The sequence below is a fragment of the Amycolatopsis sp. DSM 110486 genome (genome assembly GCF_019468465.1).
Taxonomy (GTDB): Bacteria; Actinomycetota; Actinomycetes; order Mycobacteriales; family Pseudonocardiaceae; genus Amycolatopsis.
The window spans coordinates 4,750,243-4,765,902 of the sequence record NZ_CP080519.1 but is presented as its reverse complement, the minus strand read 5'-3'; the positions used below and the strand labels follow the sequence as shown (position 1 = coordinate 4,765,902).

Here is a 15,660-nt window from a genome sequence, read left to right as displayed (position 1 = left end):
CGTCGCCCCTTGTCCGGGGCGGCGGGCATCCGCGTTTGCGCTGGTCACGCACAGCGACCGCGGTTTTTGTCGGTGCCGCCGGTTACGGTGTCTTCGTCGGGTCCAGTCCTTGCCATCACCGTGCGCGACAACGCGCTCACCAGCGCAAATCGCACTGGACCCGCCCGTACCCGAAGTCGTATAGTCCCGTTGAATATAGTCCACATGGAATAACCACGCCGGATCACTCGAAAGGATCAACAGCCATGGTTGCGGCGAAGCTGACCGCTCTGGGGGTGGCCGTGCTGGAGCTTCTCCACGAGAAGCCGATGCACCCCTACGAGATGGCGCAGCTCATGCGCGAGCGCTACGTGGACCAGCGCGTGAAGCTGAAGGCCGGGTCGCTCTACCACACCGTGGAACGGTTGCAGCACAACGGTTTCGTCGAGATCGTCGACACCCAGCGCGACGGTCGGCGGCCCGAGCGGACCGTGTACGCGATGACAGCGGCCGGCAAGGACGTGTTCGAGCAGCGAGCTCGGGAGATGCTGGGCGACGTCGCCCAGGAGTACCCGGAGTTCCTCAGCGGGCTGGCGGTCATCGACGACCTCGGCCGGGACAAGTCGCTGGCCGAGCTGGAGCACCGCCTCACGCTGCTGCGCGCGAGCATCGCGGCCGACCAGGTGATGTTCAAGAAGGTGCGGGACAACGCGGTCCCCGAGATCTACTGGCTCGATTTCCGCTACGCCGCCGCCCACCGGGCTTTCGAGCTCGAGTGGTGCGAACGCCTGCACGCCGATCTTTCCTCAGGGCGCATCCGGTTCCAGGACGAGAAGCCCTCCCTCAGCCTCATCAAGGAACACCATGAACGCAAGACAAGCTAACCCGTGGGCCGCGCTGAGCGCGTTGTGCCTCGGGTTCTTCATGATCCTGCTGGACACCACCATCGTGTCCATCGCCGTGCCGAACATGCTGAGCACGCTCAACACGGGCTTGAACTCCGTGGTGTGGGTGATCAGCGTCTACCTGCTGACCTACGCCGTGCCGATGTTGTTCACCAGCCGCCTTGGCGACCGCTTCGGGCCGAAGCGCGTGTTCCTCGCCGGCCTGGTCGTGTTCACGGGCGCGTCGCTGTGGTGCGGCCTGTCCGGCAGCGTCGAGATGCTCATCGCGGCGCGCGCCGTGCAGGGCCTCGGCGCCGCGCTGATGACGCCTCAGACGCTGGCGTTCATCACGCACCTGTTCGCGCCCGCCAAGCGCGGCCCGGCGATGGGCGCGTGGGGCGGCGTCGCCGGCCTGGCCACCATCGCGGGCCCGCTGCTGGGCGGCGTGCTGGTCGACCACCTCGGCTGGGAGTGGATCTTCTTCGTCAACGTGCCGATCGGCGTGATCGCCATCGTGCTGACAGTGCTGCTCGTGCCCGACTGGCAGCCGAAACACGCGCACGCCTTCGACTTCATCGGCATCTTCCTGTCGGCGGCCGGGCTGTTCTGCTTGGTGTTCGGCGTGCAGAACGGCCAGCAGTACGACTGGGGCACGGTCTTCGCCGGCATCACGGTGTTCGAGTTCATCGGCGCCGGCGTGGTGCTGCTCGTGGCGTTCGTGCTGTGGCAGAAGTACAACCGCCGCGAACCGCTCGTGCCGCTCAACGTGTTCAGCAACCGCAACTTCTCCGCGGGCACGCTCACGGCCACCACGGTCGGCTTCACGATGACCGGCATGTTCCTGCCGCTGATCATCTACATCCAGACGGTGCTCGGCCTGAGCCCCACGCTCGCCGGTGTGCTGACCGCGCCGATGTCGCTGCTGTCGGGCGTCATCGCGCCGTTCGTGGGCCGCGCGTCCGACCGCATCAACGGCAAGTACCTCGTGATGGGCGGGCTTTCCCTGCTCGCAGTGGGCATCGGCATCATCGCCGTGCAGGCTCGCCCGGAAACCAGCCCGTGGGCGCTGATCCCGGCGCTGCTCGTCTGCGGTCTCGGCATCGGCTGCATCTTCTCGCCGATGAGCAACCTGACCATGGCCTCGGTCCAGCCCCAGCTCGCCGGCACCGCGTCGGGCATCTTCAACACCGCCCGCCAGGTCGGCGGGGTCCTCGGCAGCGCGGCCATCGGCGTGCTCCTGCAGGCCCGCATCAGCGCCTCCATCGCCGACGAGGCCACCACCGCCGCGGCGCAGCTGCCCGAGCAGTACCGCCAGCCCTTCACCGACGGCATCGCCCACGCCGCCGCCTCGACCGGTGAGTTCGGCTCCTCCGCGAGCCCCGCGCCCATCCCGGGCCTCCCCGCCGACGTCGCCGCCCAGGCGGGCCGCCTCGCCTCCGAAGCCGTCCACAACGGCCTCAGCGACGCCGCCCGCGCCACGCTGATCCTGCCGATCGCCGTGCTCATCCTGGGCGTCGTCTCGGCGTCCTTCCTGCGCCGCGTCACCCCCCGCCCCGCCCCGACGGCCACCACCCCGACCTCGTCGGAAACCCCGGTCACCGCCTGACTTGGCAGGCCAACCGAGCCTCGTGCACAGCTCAACCACGCTGCCCAAGACCGGCCGCATCGGCCGGCTCGGGCAGTGGCGGACGACAGCTGCGGGCTCGCGGCGCCTATGAGTGGCCAAACCGGCGAACCCAGCCCGCACTCACGGGGCTTGGCCGGTGCGGCACAAAACGACGTGCTGCCCCTCGGCCGCCGGTGCGGGAGCCGGGGCCGAGGGGCGGCACGTTTACCGCGGGAGAAAAGTCGAGGGGTCAGCAGCCCGGTACGGCCGGAGTCGACCGGCCGGGCGGCAGCAAGCTCACCCGCGCAGAGGTGGGGAGCTCTTCAGAGCCTCAGAACCACCAGCACGAACTGGGTCGCGGTGTTTCGGCGCGCGCAGGCGTGCCCACCACGCGGAGCGCAGCCTGGTCGGCGGCGTGGATTCCGTCACCCGGACCGTCATGCGGCACCGTGGTCCCTTCCCGGCATCTGCCTTGATACCGTCGAGGCGAGCTGAGTCGATATGTTGCGAGCAACAACAAACTAGCTCCACGTTCGGGTGTTGCAGGTCACAATTCGGCAACGCTCGCTACGCGCGGTAGCTTTCACCCGTGCGTCTCGTACTTGCTTCCCAGTCCCCCGCCCGTCTCGCGTTGTTGCGCGCCGCTGGGCTTGAGCCGAGTGTCGTGGTGTCCGGCGTCGATGAGGACGCCGTGGCGGCGGCGCTCACCGATCCGGCGCCCGATGAGCTCGTGATGGCGCTCGCCGCGGCGAAGGGCAACGCCGTGTTCGCCGAGGTGGCCGGTATCCACTCCGACGCGGTGATCGTGGCGTGCGACTCGATGCTGTCGATCGGCGGCGCGATGGTCGGCAAGCCCGGCACGCCGGAGATCGCGCGGCAGCGGTGGGAGGTGATGGCCGGCAACTCCGGCGAGCTGCTGACCGGCCACGCCATCATCCGCGTCGAGAACGGCCACCGCACCAAGGAAGCCGCCGGCACGCAGCGCACCACCGTCCACTTCGGACGGCCCAGCGCCGAGGAGCTCGACGCCTACATCGCCACCGGCGAGCCGCTGCAGGTCGCGGGCGCGTTCACGCTCGACGGGCTCGGCGGCTGGTTCGTCGAGGGCATCGAGGGCGACCCGTCGAGCGTCATCGGGCTCAGCCTGCCGCTCGTGCGGCGCCTGCTGACCGAGGTCGGCGTGAGTGTCGTGGATCTCTGGACGCCTCCCACATTCTGAGAAGACTTTCACTCCACCGAGTGATCGAAGAAAGTTCATGTTCGGCCCGGTTCGGGCCTGAACGGGAACTTTCGACCTCTGGGGTGGCTTCGTGTCCTTCCTCCGCGCGTACACCAAACCTCGAGTCTTCGCGGCCGCGGTGATCGGCTCGCTCGTCGTGGGCGCGGCGCTCGGCGTCCTCGCCCGGACGACGAGCGCCACAACGCTGACCAACGTCCTCCACGAAATCGGCGAAATCTTCACGACGCTGCTGCAGATCGCGGTGATCCCGCTGGTCTTCACGGCGATCGTGGTCGGCATCACCAGCCTGCGCGGCCTCGGCGGCGGGCGCACGGCCGCGCGGCTCGGCGGCCGCACGGTGCTGTGGTTCGCCATCACGTCGTTCATCGCCTCGCTCATCGGCATCGCGATCGGCACGCTGTTCAGCCCCGGTGCCGGCGGCCTCGGCGCGGGCATCGCGGCCACGGCGAAGAACGCCGACAAGGCCGCCAAGAGCGTGAGCAACTGGGGTTCGTGGGATTCCTTCATCGACGGTCTGCTCCCCCAGAACTTCTTCTCCGCCTTCGCCGACGGCAACACCCTCCAGGTGCTCTTTCTCGCCGTGCTGATCGGCGCCGCGGCCTACAGCCTTGGCGACAAGGCCAAGCCGTTCGTCGACTTCACCACGAGCGTCTTCGAGATCATCCAGCGCTACCTCGGCTGGATCGTGCGCCTGGCCCCGCTCGGCATCGCCGGCCTGATCGGCGCCGCCGTGTCCAACTACGGCGACGCCCTCTTCCGCCCGCTGCTCTCCACCACGGCCGCGGTCTACGTCGGGTGCCTGCTGGTGCTGTTCGTCGTCTACCCGATCCTGCTGAAGTTCGTCGCCAAGATCAGCCCGGCCACGTTCTTCGCCAAGGCCGGCACGGCGATCCAGTTCGCATTCGCCTCGCAGTCCTCCGCCGCGACGCTGCCGCTCACCCGCCAGGCCGCGGTGAACCTGGGTGTCGAACCGTCCTACGCCGCCTTCGCCACGCCGCTCGCCAGTGCGACCAAAATGGACGGTTGCGCCGCCGTTTTCCCTGCCATCGGCGCCATTTTCATCGCCAACCTGTCGGGCGTGCAGCTGAGCATCGGACAGTACGTGGGCATCGTCGTGGTCGCCGTGCTCGGCGCGCTCGCCACCGCGGGCACCACGGGCTGGCTCACCGCGCTCACGCTCACCACCGCGTTCATCGGCCTCGACGCCAAGCAGGTGGCGCTGGGCATCGCGCTCATCTACTCCGTGAACCCGATCATGGACATGATGCGCACGGCCACCAATGTCGCCGGCCAGATCGTGGTCCCGACCATCGTCGCCCGCGCCGAAGGCCTGCTCGACGACACGGTGCGCGACACCCCGGCCCCCAAGGTCCAGGCCGAGCCGGTCAGTGCCTGACCAAACCGCCTGACCAAACCGCCTGATCCGACGCGACGGCGGCTGGGCAACAGCACCAGCCGAACTCAGCCGCCGTCCGCGCACGGCCGCAGCTCCGAGGCCCGCACCTCGACCTGCGGCCACCCCCTCAGATCCGACGGCGACGCCACCTTCTCGGTACAGCCGAGCTCCGTACCGTCGAGCTGGTAGACCTCGGCGAGCACCGGCGCGGCCTGGCACTTGGGCGTGCCCGGTGTCGCATCCGGACACTCGTGCCGCACGACGATCACGTCAGGCCGGCCGTCGGTGTCGACGTCGAAGAGCGAAAGCGTGCCGGCGTCGGCGAAGTAGGGCTTCCCGAAGTCGCGCCACACCCCGCCCGAGCCGACGAGCAGCTCGCCGAATGCGCCGCCCGCGCCGTCGCCCCCGCCGACGTCGCCGGTCACGAGGCACGCCGACGTCTCCCCCGCGATGCAGCGCAACGACTCCGCGGTCAGCTTCGCCCCCATCGTGGTGATCGCGAGCTCGAACTCCGTGCCGGGCTGCGGCCCCACCTGCACGCGCCCCCAGCCGCCCGACGCGTCGGAGAGCAGCACGACCGGGGTACCGCCCACGGTCATCGCGGCCAGCTGGCGGCACGCGCCGCTGCCGCACGTCGCCGTGGTGGGCGCCGCCGGCTCCAGGCTCACGGGCGGAACGCCGGGCGCACCGTCGGGTTTCGGGCGCAGCACGACGACGACCACCAGCGCGGCCACCGTCACCACGGCGGCGAGCACCGCCGTGAGCAGCGCGGACCGCGGGGTCCGGGTCGGCGAAATCCGCATAGCCGAGACTGTAGGCGACCTTGCGGAGGGTGGCCGTCTATGTTGTTCCGGTGACGAACCCCAACCTCCCCCCGGCCCTGTACCTGCCGACCGGCCCGGTCTCCGGGACCACCGACGGCGGCACCGGTGCCAACATCGAGCTGCGCCGCACCCCCGACGGCCGCGTGGCACTGGTCGCGTTCACCGCGCTCGACCGGCTGATCGACTGCTGCGGCGACCACCAGCCGTGGATCATGATCAACACCGAGCACCTGCCGAAGATCCACCAGGTCAACCCCTACGACGTGATCGTGCTCGACTCCGAACTCCCGGTCGAGCTGCGCCACACCGCGCGGGTATAACGAAACCACCGGGTGGTCCAGCTCTCATCCAAGCGGGTAGTGCGGTCCGTAGACTCCGGGACACCAGGCAGTGGAGCTCACGGGAGGTACCGGGTGACCGAGCAGGACGTCGCGAGCACGGGTGGTCCGGTGACCAAGATTCTCGTCGCCAACCGCGGTGAGATCGCGGTCCGCGTGATCAGGGCGGCGAAGGACGCGGGTCTCGAAAGTGTGGCCGTGTACGCCGATTCCGACCGCGACGCACCCCACGTGCGCCTGGCCGACGAAGCGTTCGCGCTGGGCGGCACGACCGCCGCCGAGAGCTACCTCTCCATCGACAAACTCCTCGACGTGGCCAAGCGTTCCGGCGCCGACTCCGTCCACCCGGGATACGGGTTCCTGTCGGAGAACGCCGATTTCGCCCAGGCCGTACTGGATGCCGGGCTCACGTGGATCGGCCCGAGCCCACAGTCCATTCGCGACCTCGGCGACAAGGTGACCGCGCGGCACATCGCGACGCGCGCCGGCGCGCCGCTCGTGCCCGGCACCAAGGAGCCGGTGAAGAACGCGGACGAGATCATCGCGTTCGCCGACGAGCACGGCCTGCCCGTGGCGATCAAGGCGGCATTCGGCGGCGGCGGACGCGGCCTCAAGGTCGCCCGTACGCGTGAGGAAATCCCTGAGCTGTTCGAGTCCGCGACGCGCGAGGCGGTGGCCGCGTTCGGCCGCGGCGAGTGCTTCGTGGAGCGCTATCTCGACAAGCCGCGCCACGTCGAGGCGCAGGTGCTGGCCGACCAGCACGGCACCGCGATCGTCGTCGGCACGCGCGACTGCTCGCTGCAGCGCCGCCACCAGAAGCTCGTCGAGGAGGCGCCCGCGCCGTTCCTGTCCGACGACCAGCGCCGGCGCATCCACGAATCGGCCAAGGCGATCTGCAAGGAAGCCGGCTACTACGGCGCCGGCACCGTCGAATATCTCGTGGCCACCGACGGCACCATCTCCTTCCTCGAAGTGAACACCCGCCTGCAGGTGGAGCACCCCGTGTCCGAGGAGACGACAGGCCTCGACCTCGTGCGCGAGATGTTCCGCATCGCGCGCGGTGAGAAGCTGCGCATCACCGAAGACCCCGAGCCGCGCGGGCACTCCATCGAGTTCCGCATCAACGGTGAGGACGCCGGCCGCGGTTTCCTGCCGGCGCCGGGCACCGTCACGAAGTTCATCTCGCCCAACGGCCCCGGCGTGCGCGTCGACTCCGGCGTGGAGTCCGGCAGCGTGATCGGCGGCCAGTTCGACTCGATGCTCGCGAAGCTGATCGTCACCGGTTCCGACCGCAACAACGCGCTTGAGCGCAGCCGGCGCGCGCTGGCCGAGTTCGTGGTGGGGGGCATGGCGACCGTGCTGCCCTTCGACCGCGTGATCGTGGACGACCCGGCGTTCATCGGCGACGAGAACGGTTTCTCCGTGCACACGCGCTGGATCGAGACCGAGTTCGACAACAAGATCGAGCCGTTCGTCGCACCTGACGCAGAGGCCGAGGAAGAGGCCCCGCGGCAGAACGTGGTGGTCGAGGTCGGCGGCCGGCGCCTCGAGGTGTCGCTGCCGGGCGGCTTCGCGCTCGAAGGCGCGGGCGGCGGGGCGACGGCCACGAAGGCCAAGCCGCGCAAGCGCTCGGGCGGCGCGAAGGCAGCGGTGAGTGGCGACGCCGTCACGGCGCCGATGCAGGGCACGATCGTGAAGATCGCGGTGGAGGAAGGCCAGCACGTCGAGGCGGGCGAGCTGATCGTGGTCCTCGAGGCGATGAAGATGGAAAACCCGGTCACGGCGCACAAAGCGGGCACCGTCACAGGGCTTTCGATCGAGGTCGGCGCCGCCGTGACCCAGGGCACGCAACTTCTGGAGCTCAAGGACTGAACTTGTGCCGAATGTCGTGGGTCCCCGAGCCCGCGGCGGCATACCATCGTCGGTGTGACAGAGGTTCCGTCTCCGCAACTGCGGATCAGCGACCAGGAACGGGAATCCGCGCTGAATGCGCTCGGTGAGCACATGAGCGCGGGGCGGATCGACATCGACGAGTACGGCGAGCGCTCGGCGCGCATCACCGCGGCCAAGACGCGGGGTGAGCTGGCGGGGCTGTTCGACGACCTCCCTGCTCCGCACCCGGTGTACGGCGGTGCGGCGCCCGTCGCGCCCGCACCGGTTCCCGCCGCGCCTCCGGTTCCCGCCACCGCTCCGCAGACGGCGGTGGCCCGGCCGGACGGGTGGAACGGTGGCCAGCGAGCGGCGGCCGCACTGGTACCACTCGTGTGGATCGCGACGATCGCGCTGATCGCCACGGGCACGCTGCCCGCGTGGCCGCTGGTCATCGTGCCGATCGCGCTCAGCATCATCGGCCGAGCCCTGTGGGGCCACGGCGGCGGCAACCACCACAACCACCGGGACCGCCACCGCGAACACCGCATCGACCACCGCGAAGCCCGTCGCGAGATGCGCGACGAGATGCGCGACGAGTTCCGTCGCCGACGCGACCGCTGGTGAGGCGCACCCCGTGTCCGACATGCGGCTGAGCGACGAGGAACGCCAGGACGCGCTCGACGTGCTTTCCGAGCACGTCCGCACCGGCCGCCTGGACGTCGACGAATACGGCACCCGTTCGGCCAAGGTCACGGCCGCCAAGCGGGTCAGCGACCTGGAACCCCTGTTCGACGACCTGCCCTCACCCCGGCCGAGCGCGCTGCTGGCCATTTCGCGGCCCAACGCCAACACCGTGCCTGCTCCGAGCGCCGCCGGCGACAGCGCGTTGATGCGCTTCGCCCTGCGGTTCGCCGTGCCGATCGCGGTGGTGGTGGCGATCGCGGTGTTCGTGCTGTCGCGCGGGCGGCTCATCCTCGTCTTCGCGCTGCCCCTGGCGATCCTCCTGATCACGGGCTGGCGCCGGCGCTGATCCACCGATCGGTGGAGGCCGGCGTCGAACAGTGGACCCCGGCGTGCGCGTCGACCTGCGAGAATCGCGCCCATGATGGGTGTGGTGCCGGGTGTCGTGCACCCGCACGGCGAGCGGCTGGCCGGGCCGCTGTTCGCCGCGATCGGGATCGTGGTGCTCGCCGTGTGCACGATCTGGGCGGCGGGTGACCACGTCGGTGCGGTGACGCTCGTCGTCGCGGGCCTGTCGGCGGCGTGGCTGCTGCTGCTCGTACCCTTGTTCCCGCGCCGGGCGCAGCACCCGTGGCTCGCGGTCGGGTTCTTCGCCGGCCTGCTGGCCGGAGTGGCCGCCCTCACGACGCTCGACACCACCTACACGGCCTTCGCGTCGATCGGCTACCCCATCGCGTTCGTGCTGTTCGCCGCCCGCTGGAGCATCTTCGCCGTCACTGCGACGGCCGTGGTTCCCTTGCTGGCCAAGGGAATCTGGGGCGCGGACACGCCGACGCCGGCCTGGGTGTTCGTCGTCTCGGTGGTCGGGCCGATGCTGTACGCGGCGTGGTTCGTCGGCGCGGAGAACGACAAACGGCGACGCGCCAACGCGGCCCTCGCCGAGGCCAACGCGCGGCTCGAAACCGCGCTCGAGGAGAACGCCGGGCTCCAAGCGCAGCTCCTCACGCAGGCGCGCGAGGCCGGCGTGCACGACGAACGCCAGCGCATGGCGCGCGAAATCCACGACACGCTCGCGCAGGGCCTCACCGGCATCGTCACGCAGCTGCAGGCCGCGGACCGGGCTTCGTCCGCGGAGTCCCGGCAGCGCCACCTCACCCAGGTCCACACGCTCGCCAAGGACAGCCTCACCGAGGCCCGCCGCGCCGTGCAGGCGTTGCGGCCCGAGCCGCTCACGGACTCGCGGCTGCCCGAAGCGTTGGCGGAGCTGGCGCGGCGCGTCACGGACACGTCGGGCGTCGCGGTGACGGCCGAGACCTCCGGCGAACCCGTGCCGCTGCTGCCGGAGCTGGAGGTGACGCTGTACCGCGTGGCGCAGGAAGCCTTGGCCAACGCGGAAAAACACGCGCGCGCTTCGCGTATCGCCGTCTCCCTCACCTACACCGGCGACGTCGTCCTCCTCGATGTCCGCGACGACGGCGCCGGCTTCGACCCCGCGTCACCGGCGTGTGGCGACGGCACCGGCTTCGGCCTTCAGGCGATGCGCCAGCGCGTGCGGCGCGTGGCGGGGACGTTCGTGCTCGAATCAGCACCGGGCGAAGGCACCGCGGTCAACGTGCAGCTCCCGGCCATCCCGGCGGACCGATGATCCGCCTCCTGCTCACCGACGACCATCCGATCGTCCGCGACGGCCTGCGCGGCGCGTTCGAGGGCTGTTCCGACATCGAGGTGATCGGCGAGGCGGCCACGGGCGTCGAGGCGCTGGCCTTCGTCGCGCGCCATCACCCCGACGTCGTCCTCATGGACCTGCGCATGCCCGAGCTCGACGGCGTCGGCGCGATCCGCCGGCTCGCCACCGAGCACCCCGCCGTGCGCGTGCTGGTCCTCACCACGTACGACTCCGAGTCCGACGTCCTGCCCGCCATCGAGGCGGGCGCCACCGGTTACCTGCTGAAAGACGCGCCCGTCGCCGACCTGCAGCATGCCGTCCGTGCTGCCGCCCGCGGCGAGTCCGTGCTCGCGCCCGCGGTGGCGGCCCGCCTGATGGCACCGCTGCGCCGCCCCAAGCCGGGCGCGTTGACCTCCCGCGAGCTCGATGTCCTGCGGCTGGTCGCCGCCGGCGCCACCAACCGCGCGGCGGCGAACCAGCTGTTCATCAGCGAGGCCAGCATCAAGACGCACCTGCTGCACGTCTACGCCAAGCTGGGTGTGAACGACCGCGCGGCCGCCGTCGGCGAGGCTTACCGGCGCGGGCTGCTCTGACCTTCACCCATTTGCCGGACAACGTCCGGTTCGTCTGCTTCGTGAACTCTCCGACAAAGGGGAGGAATTACATGAAGCTCAGAGCACTGGCGGTCGCCGCGGCCGCTGTCGTCGTGACCGGCCTGGGGGCAGTCCCGGCGAGCGCGGAGACCTGGCACGCGACCTTGCTGCCCCTGCCGAAGGGGCACGAGGACGCGACCGGCTTCCTCATGGGCACCGACGGCCACGGCGGCTTCGCCGGCGAGTTCGCCATCGACGGCACCTCACAGGTCGTGACGTGGACCAACGGGCAGCCCACTGTGCGCGGGCTCCCGGCGGGTTACGAGTTCGCGAGGGTGGTCGACGAGAACAGCTCGGGCGTGGTCCTCGGCGACGCGGTCGACTACGACACCGGCCTCAGCCGCGGATTCCTCTTGGACGGCAACGGTTTCCACCTCCTGCCGGAGGCTCCGGGTTACGTCGGCAGCCAGGCCACCGCGCTCAACGACCGCGGCGACGTGCTGGCGCTGCTCTTCGCCGACGACCCGGCCAAGGACGCCGTCGCACTGTGGCCCGTTCTCGGGCAAGGCCTGGTCATCGTCCCGCACACCGGTGAGTGGGCCGACGCACGCGACCTCGACGAGGACGGCACCGTGCTGTTCTCGGACCATCTGTGGAAGAACGGGGGGAGCACGCCGCTGACCCTTCCGGCCGGTTACTCCTCGGCGTTCGCGCTCGCCATCCGCGACGGCGTGGTGGTCGGGTTCGCGAACCCGGACGGCCCGCCGCCGAGCCAGGCGTTCAGGTGGACCGCCCCGGACCGCCCCGAGCCACTGCCCCAGGGTGACCAGGCCCGGTTCGTCAACAGCACCGGGCTGAGCGCCGGTCAGCTGCCCAACCTGACGACGCCGAACGCCGGCGCTCCTTTCGCCTGGCAGGACACCACGCCACTCGGCAAGTTGCCCCTGCCCGACGGCTACCGCAGCGGCGACGTCCACTCCGTCGGCGACGACGACACGATCGGCGGAATCGTGTCCAACGGGCCGCTCGACGAGGGTGGCGCACCCGTCATCTGGGAGCGCTGACGGCCCGGCTCTGGTTACCCTCGTGGCGTGGAACCCGTGGAGATCAACGCGGGCGCGTACTACCTGCGCCAGCTCCGGGCGGACCGGCACCTCGACGACCGGGCCGCGCTGATGGAGGCGTTCGCCGATCCGGAGCACAAGCGGTACGTGCTGAACTACCGGCTGCGGACGCTCGACGAAGCGACCGAGTACATCGCGCTGCGCACGGTGCAGTGGTCGTGCGACGAGCGGTGCTCGTGGGCGGTCGCGGAGCCGACGACCGGACGGCTGCTCGGGGAGGTCGGGTTGCGGGATCTGGACCTGACGTTCGACACCGCCGAGGCCTCCGTCTGGACGCATCCCACGGAGCGGGGCAAGGGCGTGGCGAGCACGGCGCTGAGCGCGGCTCTGCGCTACGGCTTCGGCGGGCTCGGGCTGCAGGAGATCAGTTACCGGCACGAGGAGAGCAACGTCGTGTCGGCGTCGGTCGCCGCGAAGTGCGGGTTCGCGTACGTCGGACCGGAGCGGACGCCGGCGCCGACCGGCGAGCCGTTGATCAGGTGGATCCGCAAGGCCTGAACCAGCGGTGAAAATTCAGCGAAGGGCGCCTCGGCCGAGCCGGGGCGCCCTTCGGTGCAAAGCCGCCAACGGCACCTTCGGGGAATCCAAGTCCCTCAAGGTGCCCTTCACAGACCTCAGCTCACCGGCTCGATGATCCCCGACCGAGCCTCCGGCGCCGAAGCCCGCAACGCGTCCGCCGACTCGTCCGTCGGCTGCGACTGCGACTCGCGTTCGGCCTCCACGCGAGCCGTGTAGACGTCGACCTCGCGCTTGATCGTCTCCGCGGACCAGCCCAGCACCTCGCCGACGAGGCGCGCGACCTGGTCGGCGCAGTCGGCGCCGCGGTGGGCGTATTCGATGGAGATGCGGGTGCGCCGCGCGAGCACGTCTTCCAGGTGCAGCGCGCCTTCGTGGCTGGCGGCGTAGACGACCTCGACGCCCAGGTAGTCGGGCGCGGAGTCGATCGGCTTGAGCAGCTCGGGACGGCCGTCGGCCAGCGTCAGGACCTCGTGGACCAGCGAGCCGTACCGGTCGAGCAGGTGCCGCACGCGGTACGGGTGCAGGCCGTGCTGCGAGGCCAGGTGGTCGGCCTGGTTCACGAGCGCGTGGTAGCCGTCGGCGCCGAGCAGCGGCACCTTGTCCGTGATGGACGACGGCGGCCGGCCCGGCAGGTCCACCACGGCGGCGTCGACGGCGTCGGCCGCCATCACGCGGTACGTCGTGTACTTGCCGCCCGCGATCGCGACCAAGCCCGGCGACACGCGCGCGACGGCGTGCTCACGCGAAAGCTTCGACGTCTCCTCGCTTTCGCCCGCCAGCAGCGGACGAAGGCCGGCGTACACGCCCTCGATGTCGTCGTGGGTGAGCGGTGTGGCCAGCACCGTGTTCACGTGGTCGAGGATGTAGTCGATGTCGTGCTTCGTGGCCGCGGGGTGCGCCAGGTCGAGGTGCCAGTCGGTGTCGGTCGTCCCGACGATCCAGTGGTTGCGCCACGGGATGACAAAGAGGACAGATTTTTCAGTGCGCAGGATCAGTCCCGACTCCGAGACGATCCGGTCGCGCGGCACCACGATGTGCACACCCTTGCTCGCGCGCACGCGGAACCGCCCGCGCCCGCCCGAAAGGCGCTGCAGCTCGTCGGTCCACACGCCGGTGCAGTTGATGACCGCGCCGGCCTGGATCTCCGTCTCGCGCCCGTCCTCGACGTCGCGCACCCGCACGCCCGAGATGCGGTCGGCCTCGCGCAGGAACCCCACCACCTGGGTCGACGTGCGCACCACGGCGCCGTAGTGCGCGGCGGTGCGGGCGACGGTCATGGTGTGGCGGGCGTCGTCGGACTGCGCATCGTAGTAGCGGATGCCACCGATGAGCGACGACCTTTTCAACGCAGGAACCATCCGCAAAGCACCCGCCCGGGTGAGGTGCTTCTGCCCCGGAACGGACCGCGCGCCGCCCATCTGGTCGTACATCAACAGGCCCGCGGCGGTGTACGGCCGCTCCCACACGCGGTGGGTCAGCGGGTACAGGAAGCTCACCGGCTTGACCAGGTGCGGGGCCAGCGTGGTCAGCATCAGCTCGCGCTCGTGGAGCGCTTCGCGGACCAGGCCGAACTCCAGCTGTTCCAGGTAGCGCAGGCCACCGTGGAAGAGTTTGCTCGACCGGCTCGACGTGCCGGATGCCAGGTCACGGGCCTCTACGAGCGCCACGCGCAGGCCGCGGGTCGCCGCGTCGAGCGCCGTCCCGGCACCCACGACCCCGCCGCCGATCACGACCAGGTCGAAGGTCTCCTTGCCGAGGCGCTGCCAGGACTCCTCGCGCACCGTCGGCCCCAGCTTCGCTTCCGTCACCGCGGCTGCCCTCCTCGCGACTGGCTGTTGCACACCCCCAGCATTGCACGACTACCGAGCACTTCGCCCGGCCGGAAACTTGTCCGTACCGGCGTGGCAGAGCAGCATGGACGATCTCGGCGCAACGAAGCGGCGAATTGGGAGGGAAGCGATGAGCGAACAAATCTCTCAGAGGTCAAACGCTTGGAGCCGACTAAGCTCGAGTATTGGTGGCGAATTACTCGCAGAGTTTCTGGGAACCGCCGTCATCATCCTCCTCGGCTGCGGCTCGGTCGCGGTCGCGGTGGTGGGGCTGCCCGGCTCCGGCCGGCAATCGGTCGATTTCGGTGCGTCCAACTGGCTGATCATCGCATTCGGCTGGGGCATCGCCGTGATGTTCGCGGTCTACATGACCGCCGGCGTCAGCGGAGCGCACCTCAATCCGGCCGTCACGCTGGCGTTCGCGGTCCGGCGGAAGTTCGCGTGGGCCAAGGTGCTGCCGTTCTGGTTCGCCCAGGTGGTCGGCGCGCTGGCCGGGGCCGCAGTGGTCTACGCGGTGTACCACGACGCGATCAACACCTTCAACGCCACACAGAACCCACCACTGTCGCGACCGGACTCATTGGGCACGTTCTCCATCTTCGCGACTTTCCCGGCCGAGTACTTCGGCGGCGGAGTGTGGGGACCCTTGCTCGACCAGATCGTCGGCACCGCGATCCTCGTCGGCATCATCGCGGCCTTGATCGACACCCGCAACAACGCGCCCCAGAGCAACATGGGACCGTTCCTGATCGGCTTCGTGGTCGTGGGGATCGGGCTGTCGTTCGGCACGAACGCGGGTTACGCGATCAACCCGGCACGCGACTTCGGGCCAAGGCTGCTGACCCTGTTCGAAGGGTGGGGGAACAAAGCCTTCCCTGGCAACGGCGACTGGTTCAGCAACTACTGGTGGATCCCGATCGCCGGGCCTCTCATCGGTGGCGTGGTCGGCATCCTGATCTACGACCTGCTCATCGGCCAGGTGCTCACGGCACGCGAGAACGCGCTCGTCCAGGTCGAGCCGGAGCCGGGGCGGGTCCCGGCCGAGGAGCCGAGCCATCGGTCGAGCGCCGAATGACCGGCAAGATCACGTTTCAGCTGGGTCTCGCCAG

Annotated in this window: 15 protein-coding genes; 13 read left to right on the top strand and 2 right to left on the bottom strand. The window is 70.0% G+C overall.

The window, feature by feature from the left end; all coding sequences use genetic code 11:
- Positions 1–245: 245 nt before the first annotated feature.
- The 4 genes from K1T34_RS23250 (at position 246) to K1T34_RS23235 (ending at position 5,105) form a co-directional block, all read left to right on the top strand.
- Positions 246–863, top strand: coding sequence for a PadR family transcriptional regulator (locus tag K1T34_RS23250; RefSeq protein WP_220246309.1), 618 nt, complete (start codon positions 246–248; stop codon positions 861–863).
- Complete coding sequence (locus K1T34_RS23245) at positions 844–2,469, top strand: DHA2 family efflux MFS transporter permease subunit (RefSeq protein ID WP_220246308.1); 1,626 nt, start codon at positions 844–846, stop codon at positions 2,467–2,469. The genes K1T34_RS23250 and K1T34_RS23245 overlap by 20 nt, the downstream gene beginning before the upstream one ends.
- Before the next feature lie 589 nt (positions 2,470–3,058).
- Positions 3,059–3,688, top strand: coding sequence for a nucleoside triphosphate pyrophosphatase (locus K1T34_RS23240; RefSeq protein WP_220246307.1), 630 nt, complete (start codon positions 3,059–3,061; stop codon positions 3,686–3,688).
- Between the two features lie 91 nt (positions 3,689–3,779).
- Positions 3,780–5,105: a dicarboxylate/amino acid:cation symporter gene (locus K1T34_RS23235; protein ID WP_220246306.1), complete on the top strand. Its 1,326-nt coding sequence runs from the start codon at positions 3,780–3,782 to the stop codon at positions 5,103–5,105.
- Between the two features lie 65 nt (positions 5,106–5,170).
- Here the strand turns inward: K1T34_RS23235 and K1T34_RS23230 are convergent, their stop codons facing one another.
- The gene (locus K1T34_RS23230) at positions 5,171–5,908 is read right to left on the bottom strand and encodes a hypothetical protein (protein WP_220246305.1); all 738 of its coding nucleotides are present in this window, start codon (positions 5,906–5,908) and stop codon (positions 5,171–5,173) included.
- 50 nt (positions 5,909–5,958) lie between these two features.
- Here K1T34_RS23230 and K1T34_RS23225 point away from each other — a divergent pair, with 50 nt between their 5' ends.
- The 8 genes from K1T34_RS23225 (at position 5,959) to K1T34_RS23190 (ending at position 12,701) form a co-directional block, all read left to right on the top strand.
- Positions 5,959–6,249, top strand: a complete 291-nt coding sequence (locus tag K1T34_RS23225; RefSeq protein ID WP_220246304.1) for an SAV_915 family protein — start codon at positions 5,959–5,961, stop codon at positions 6,247–6,249.
- Positions 6,250–6,342: 93 nt separating this feature from the next.
- Positions 6,343–8,139, top strand: coding sequence for an acetyl/propionyl/methylcrotonyl-CoA carboxylase subunit alpha (locus K1T34_RS23220; RefSeq protein WP_220246303.1), 1,797 nt, complete (start codon positions 6,343–6,345; stop codon positions 8,137–8,139).
- A gap of 54 nt (positions 8,140–8,193) precedes the next feature.
- A complete protein-coding gene (locus tag K1T34_RS23215) occupies positions 8,194–8,763 on the top strand; it encodes a DUF1707 domain-containing protein (protein WP_220246302.1) in 570 nt (189 codons plus the stop codon).
- 19 nt (positions 8,764–8,782) lie between these two features.
- Complete coding sequence (locus K1T34_RS23210) at positions 8,783–9,169, top strand: DUF1707 domain-containing protein (RefSeq protein ID WP_220247365.1); 387 nt, start codon at positions 8,783–8,785, stop codon at positions 9,167–9,169.
- A gap of 72 nt (positions 9,170–9,241) precedes the next feature.
- The gene (locus K1T34_RS23205; RefSeq protein ID WP_220246301.1) at positions 9,242–10,465 is read left to right on the top strand and encodes a sensor histidine kinase; all 1,224 of its coding nucleotides are present in this window, start codon (positions 9,242–9,244) and stop codon (positions 10,463–10,465) included.
- On the top strand, positions 10,462–11,079 hold the full coding sequence (locus K1T34_RS23200) for a response regulator transcription factor (RefSeq protein ID WP_220246300.1): 618 nt from the start codon (positions 10,462–10,464) through the stop codon (positions 11,077–11,079). The genes K1T34_RS23205 and K1T34_RS23200 overlap by 4 nt, the downstream gene beginning before the upstream one ends.
- 71 nt (positions 11,080–11,150) lie before the next feature.
- Positions 11,151–12,143: a hypothetical protein gene (locus K1T34_RS23195; protein WP_220246299.1), complete on the top strand. Its 993-nt coding sequence runs from the start codon at positions 11,151–11,153 to the stop codon at positions 12,141–12,143.
- Positions 12,144–12,170: 27 nt separating this feature from the next.
- On the top strand, positions 12,171–12,701 hold the full coding sequence (locus K1T34_RS23190; protein WP_220246298.1) for a GNAT family N-acetyltransferase: 531 nt from the start codon (positions 12,171–12,173) through the stop codon (positions 12,699–12,701).
- A 116-nt stretch (positions 12,702–12,817) separates the two neighbouring features.
- On the opposite strand, the gene K1T34_RS23185 is transcribed toward K1T34_RS23190, so the two are convergent.
- Positions 12,818–14,530, bottom strand: coding sequence for a glycerol-3-phosphate dehydrogenase/oxidase (locus tag K1T34_RS23185; protein ID WP_220246297.1), 1,713 nt, complete (start codon positions 14,528–14,530; stop codon positions 12,818–12,820).
- Positions 14,531–14,681: 151 nt separating this feature from the next.
- Between K1T34_RS23185 and K1T34_RS23180 the strand changes: the two genes are divergently transcribed.
- Positions 14,682–15,626: an MIP/aquaporin family protein gene (locus K1T34_RS23180; protein ID WP_220247364.1), complete on the top strand. Its 945-nt coding sequence runs from the start codon at positions 14,682–14,684 to the stop codon at positions 15,624–15,626.
- The last annotated feature ends 34 nt before the right edge of the window (positions 15,627–15,660 follow it).

Excerpts from the sequence above, each read along its gene's own strand:
- K1T34_RS23250 (WP_220246309.1), top strand. The coding sequence starts at position 246 with ATGGTTGCGGCGAAGCTGACCGCTCTGGGGGTGGCCGTGCTGGAGCTT.
- K1T34_RS23245 (WP_220246308.1), top strand. The coding sequence starts at position 844 with ATGAACGCAAGACAAGCTAACCCGTGGGCCGCGCTGAGCGCGTTGTGC.
- K1T34_RS23230 (WP_220246305.1), bottom strand. The coding sequence starts at position 5,908 with ATGCGGATTTCGCCGACCCGGACCCCGCGGTCCGCGCTGCTCACGGCG.
- K1T34_RS23210 (WP_220247365.1), top strand. The coding sequence starts at position 8,783 with ATGCGGCTGAGCGACGAGGAACGCCAGGACGCGCTCGACGTGCTTTCC.
- K1T34_RS23205 (WP_220246301.1), top strand. The coding sequence starts at position 9,242 with ATGATGGGTGTGGTGCCGGGTGTCGTGCACCCGCACGGCGAGCGGCTG.
- K1T34_RS23200 (WP_220246300.1), top strand. The coding sequence starts at position 10,462 with ATGATCCGCCTCCTGCTCACCGACGACCATCCGATCGTCCGCGACGGC.
- K1T34_RS23195 (WP_220246299.1), top strand. The coding sequence starts at position 11,151 with ATGAAGCTCAGAGCACTGGCGGTCGCCGCGGCCGCTGTCGTCGTGACC.
- K1T34_RS23180 (WP_220247364.1), top strand. The coding sequence starts at position 14,682 with ATGAGCGAACAAATCTCTCAGAGGTCAAACGCTTGGAGCCGACTAAGC.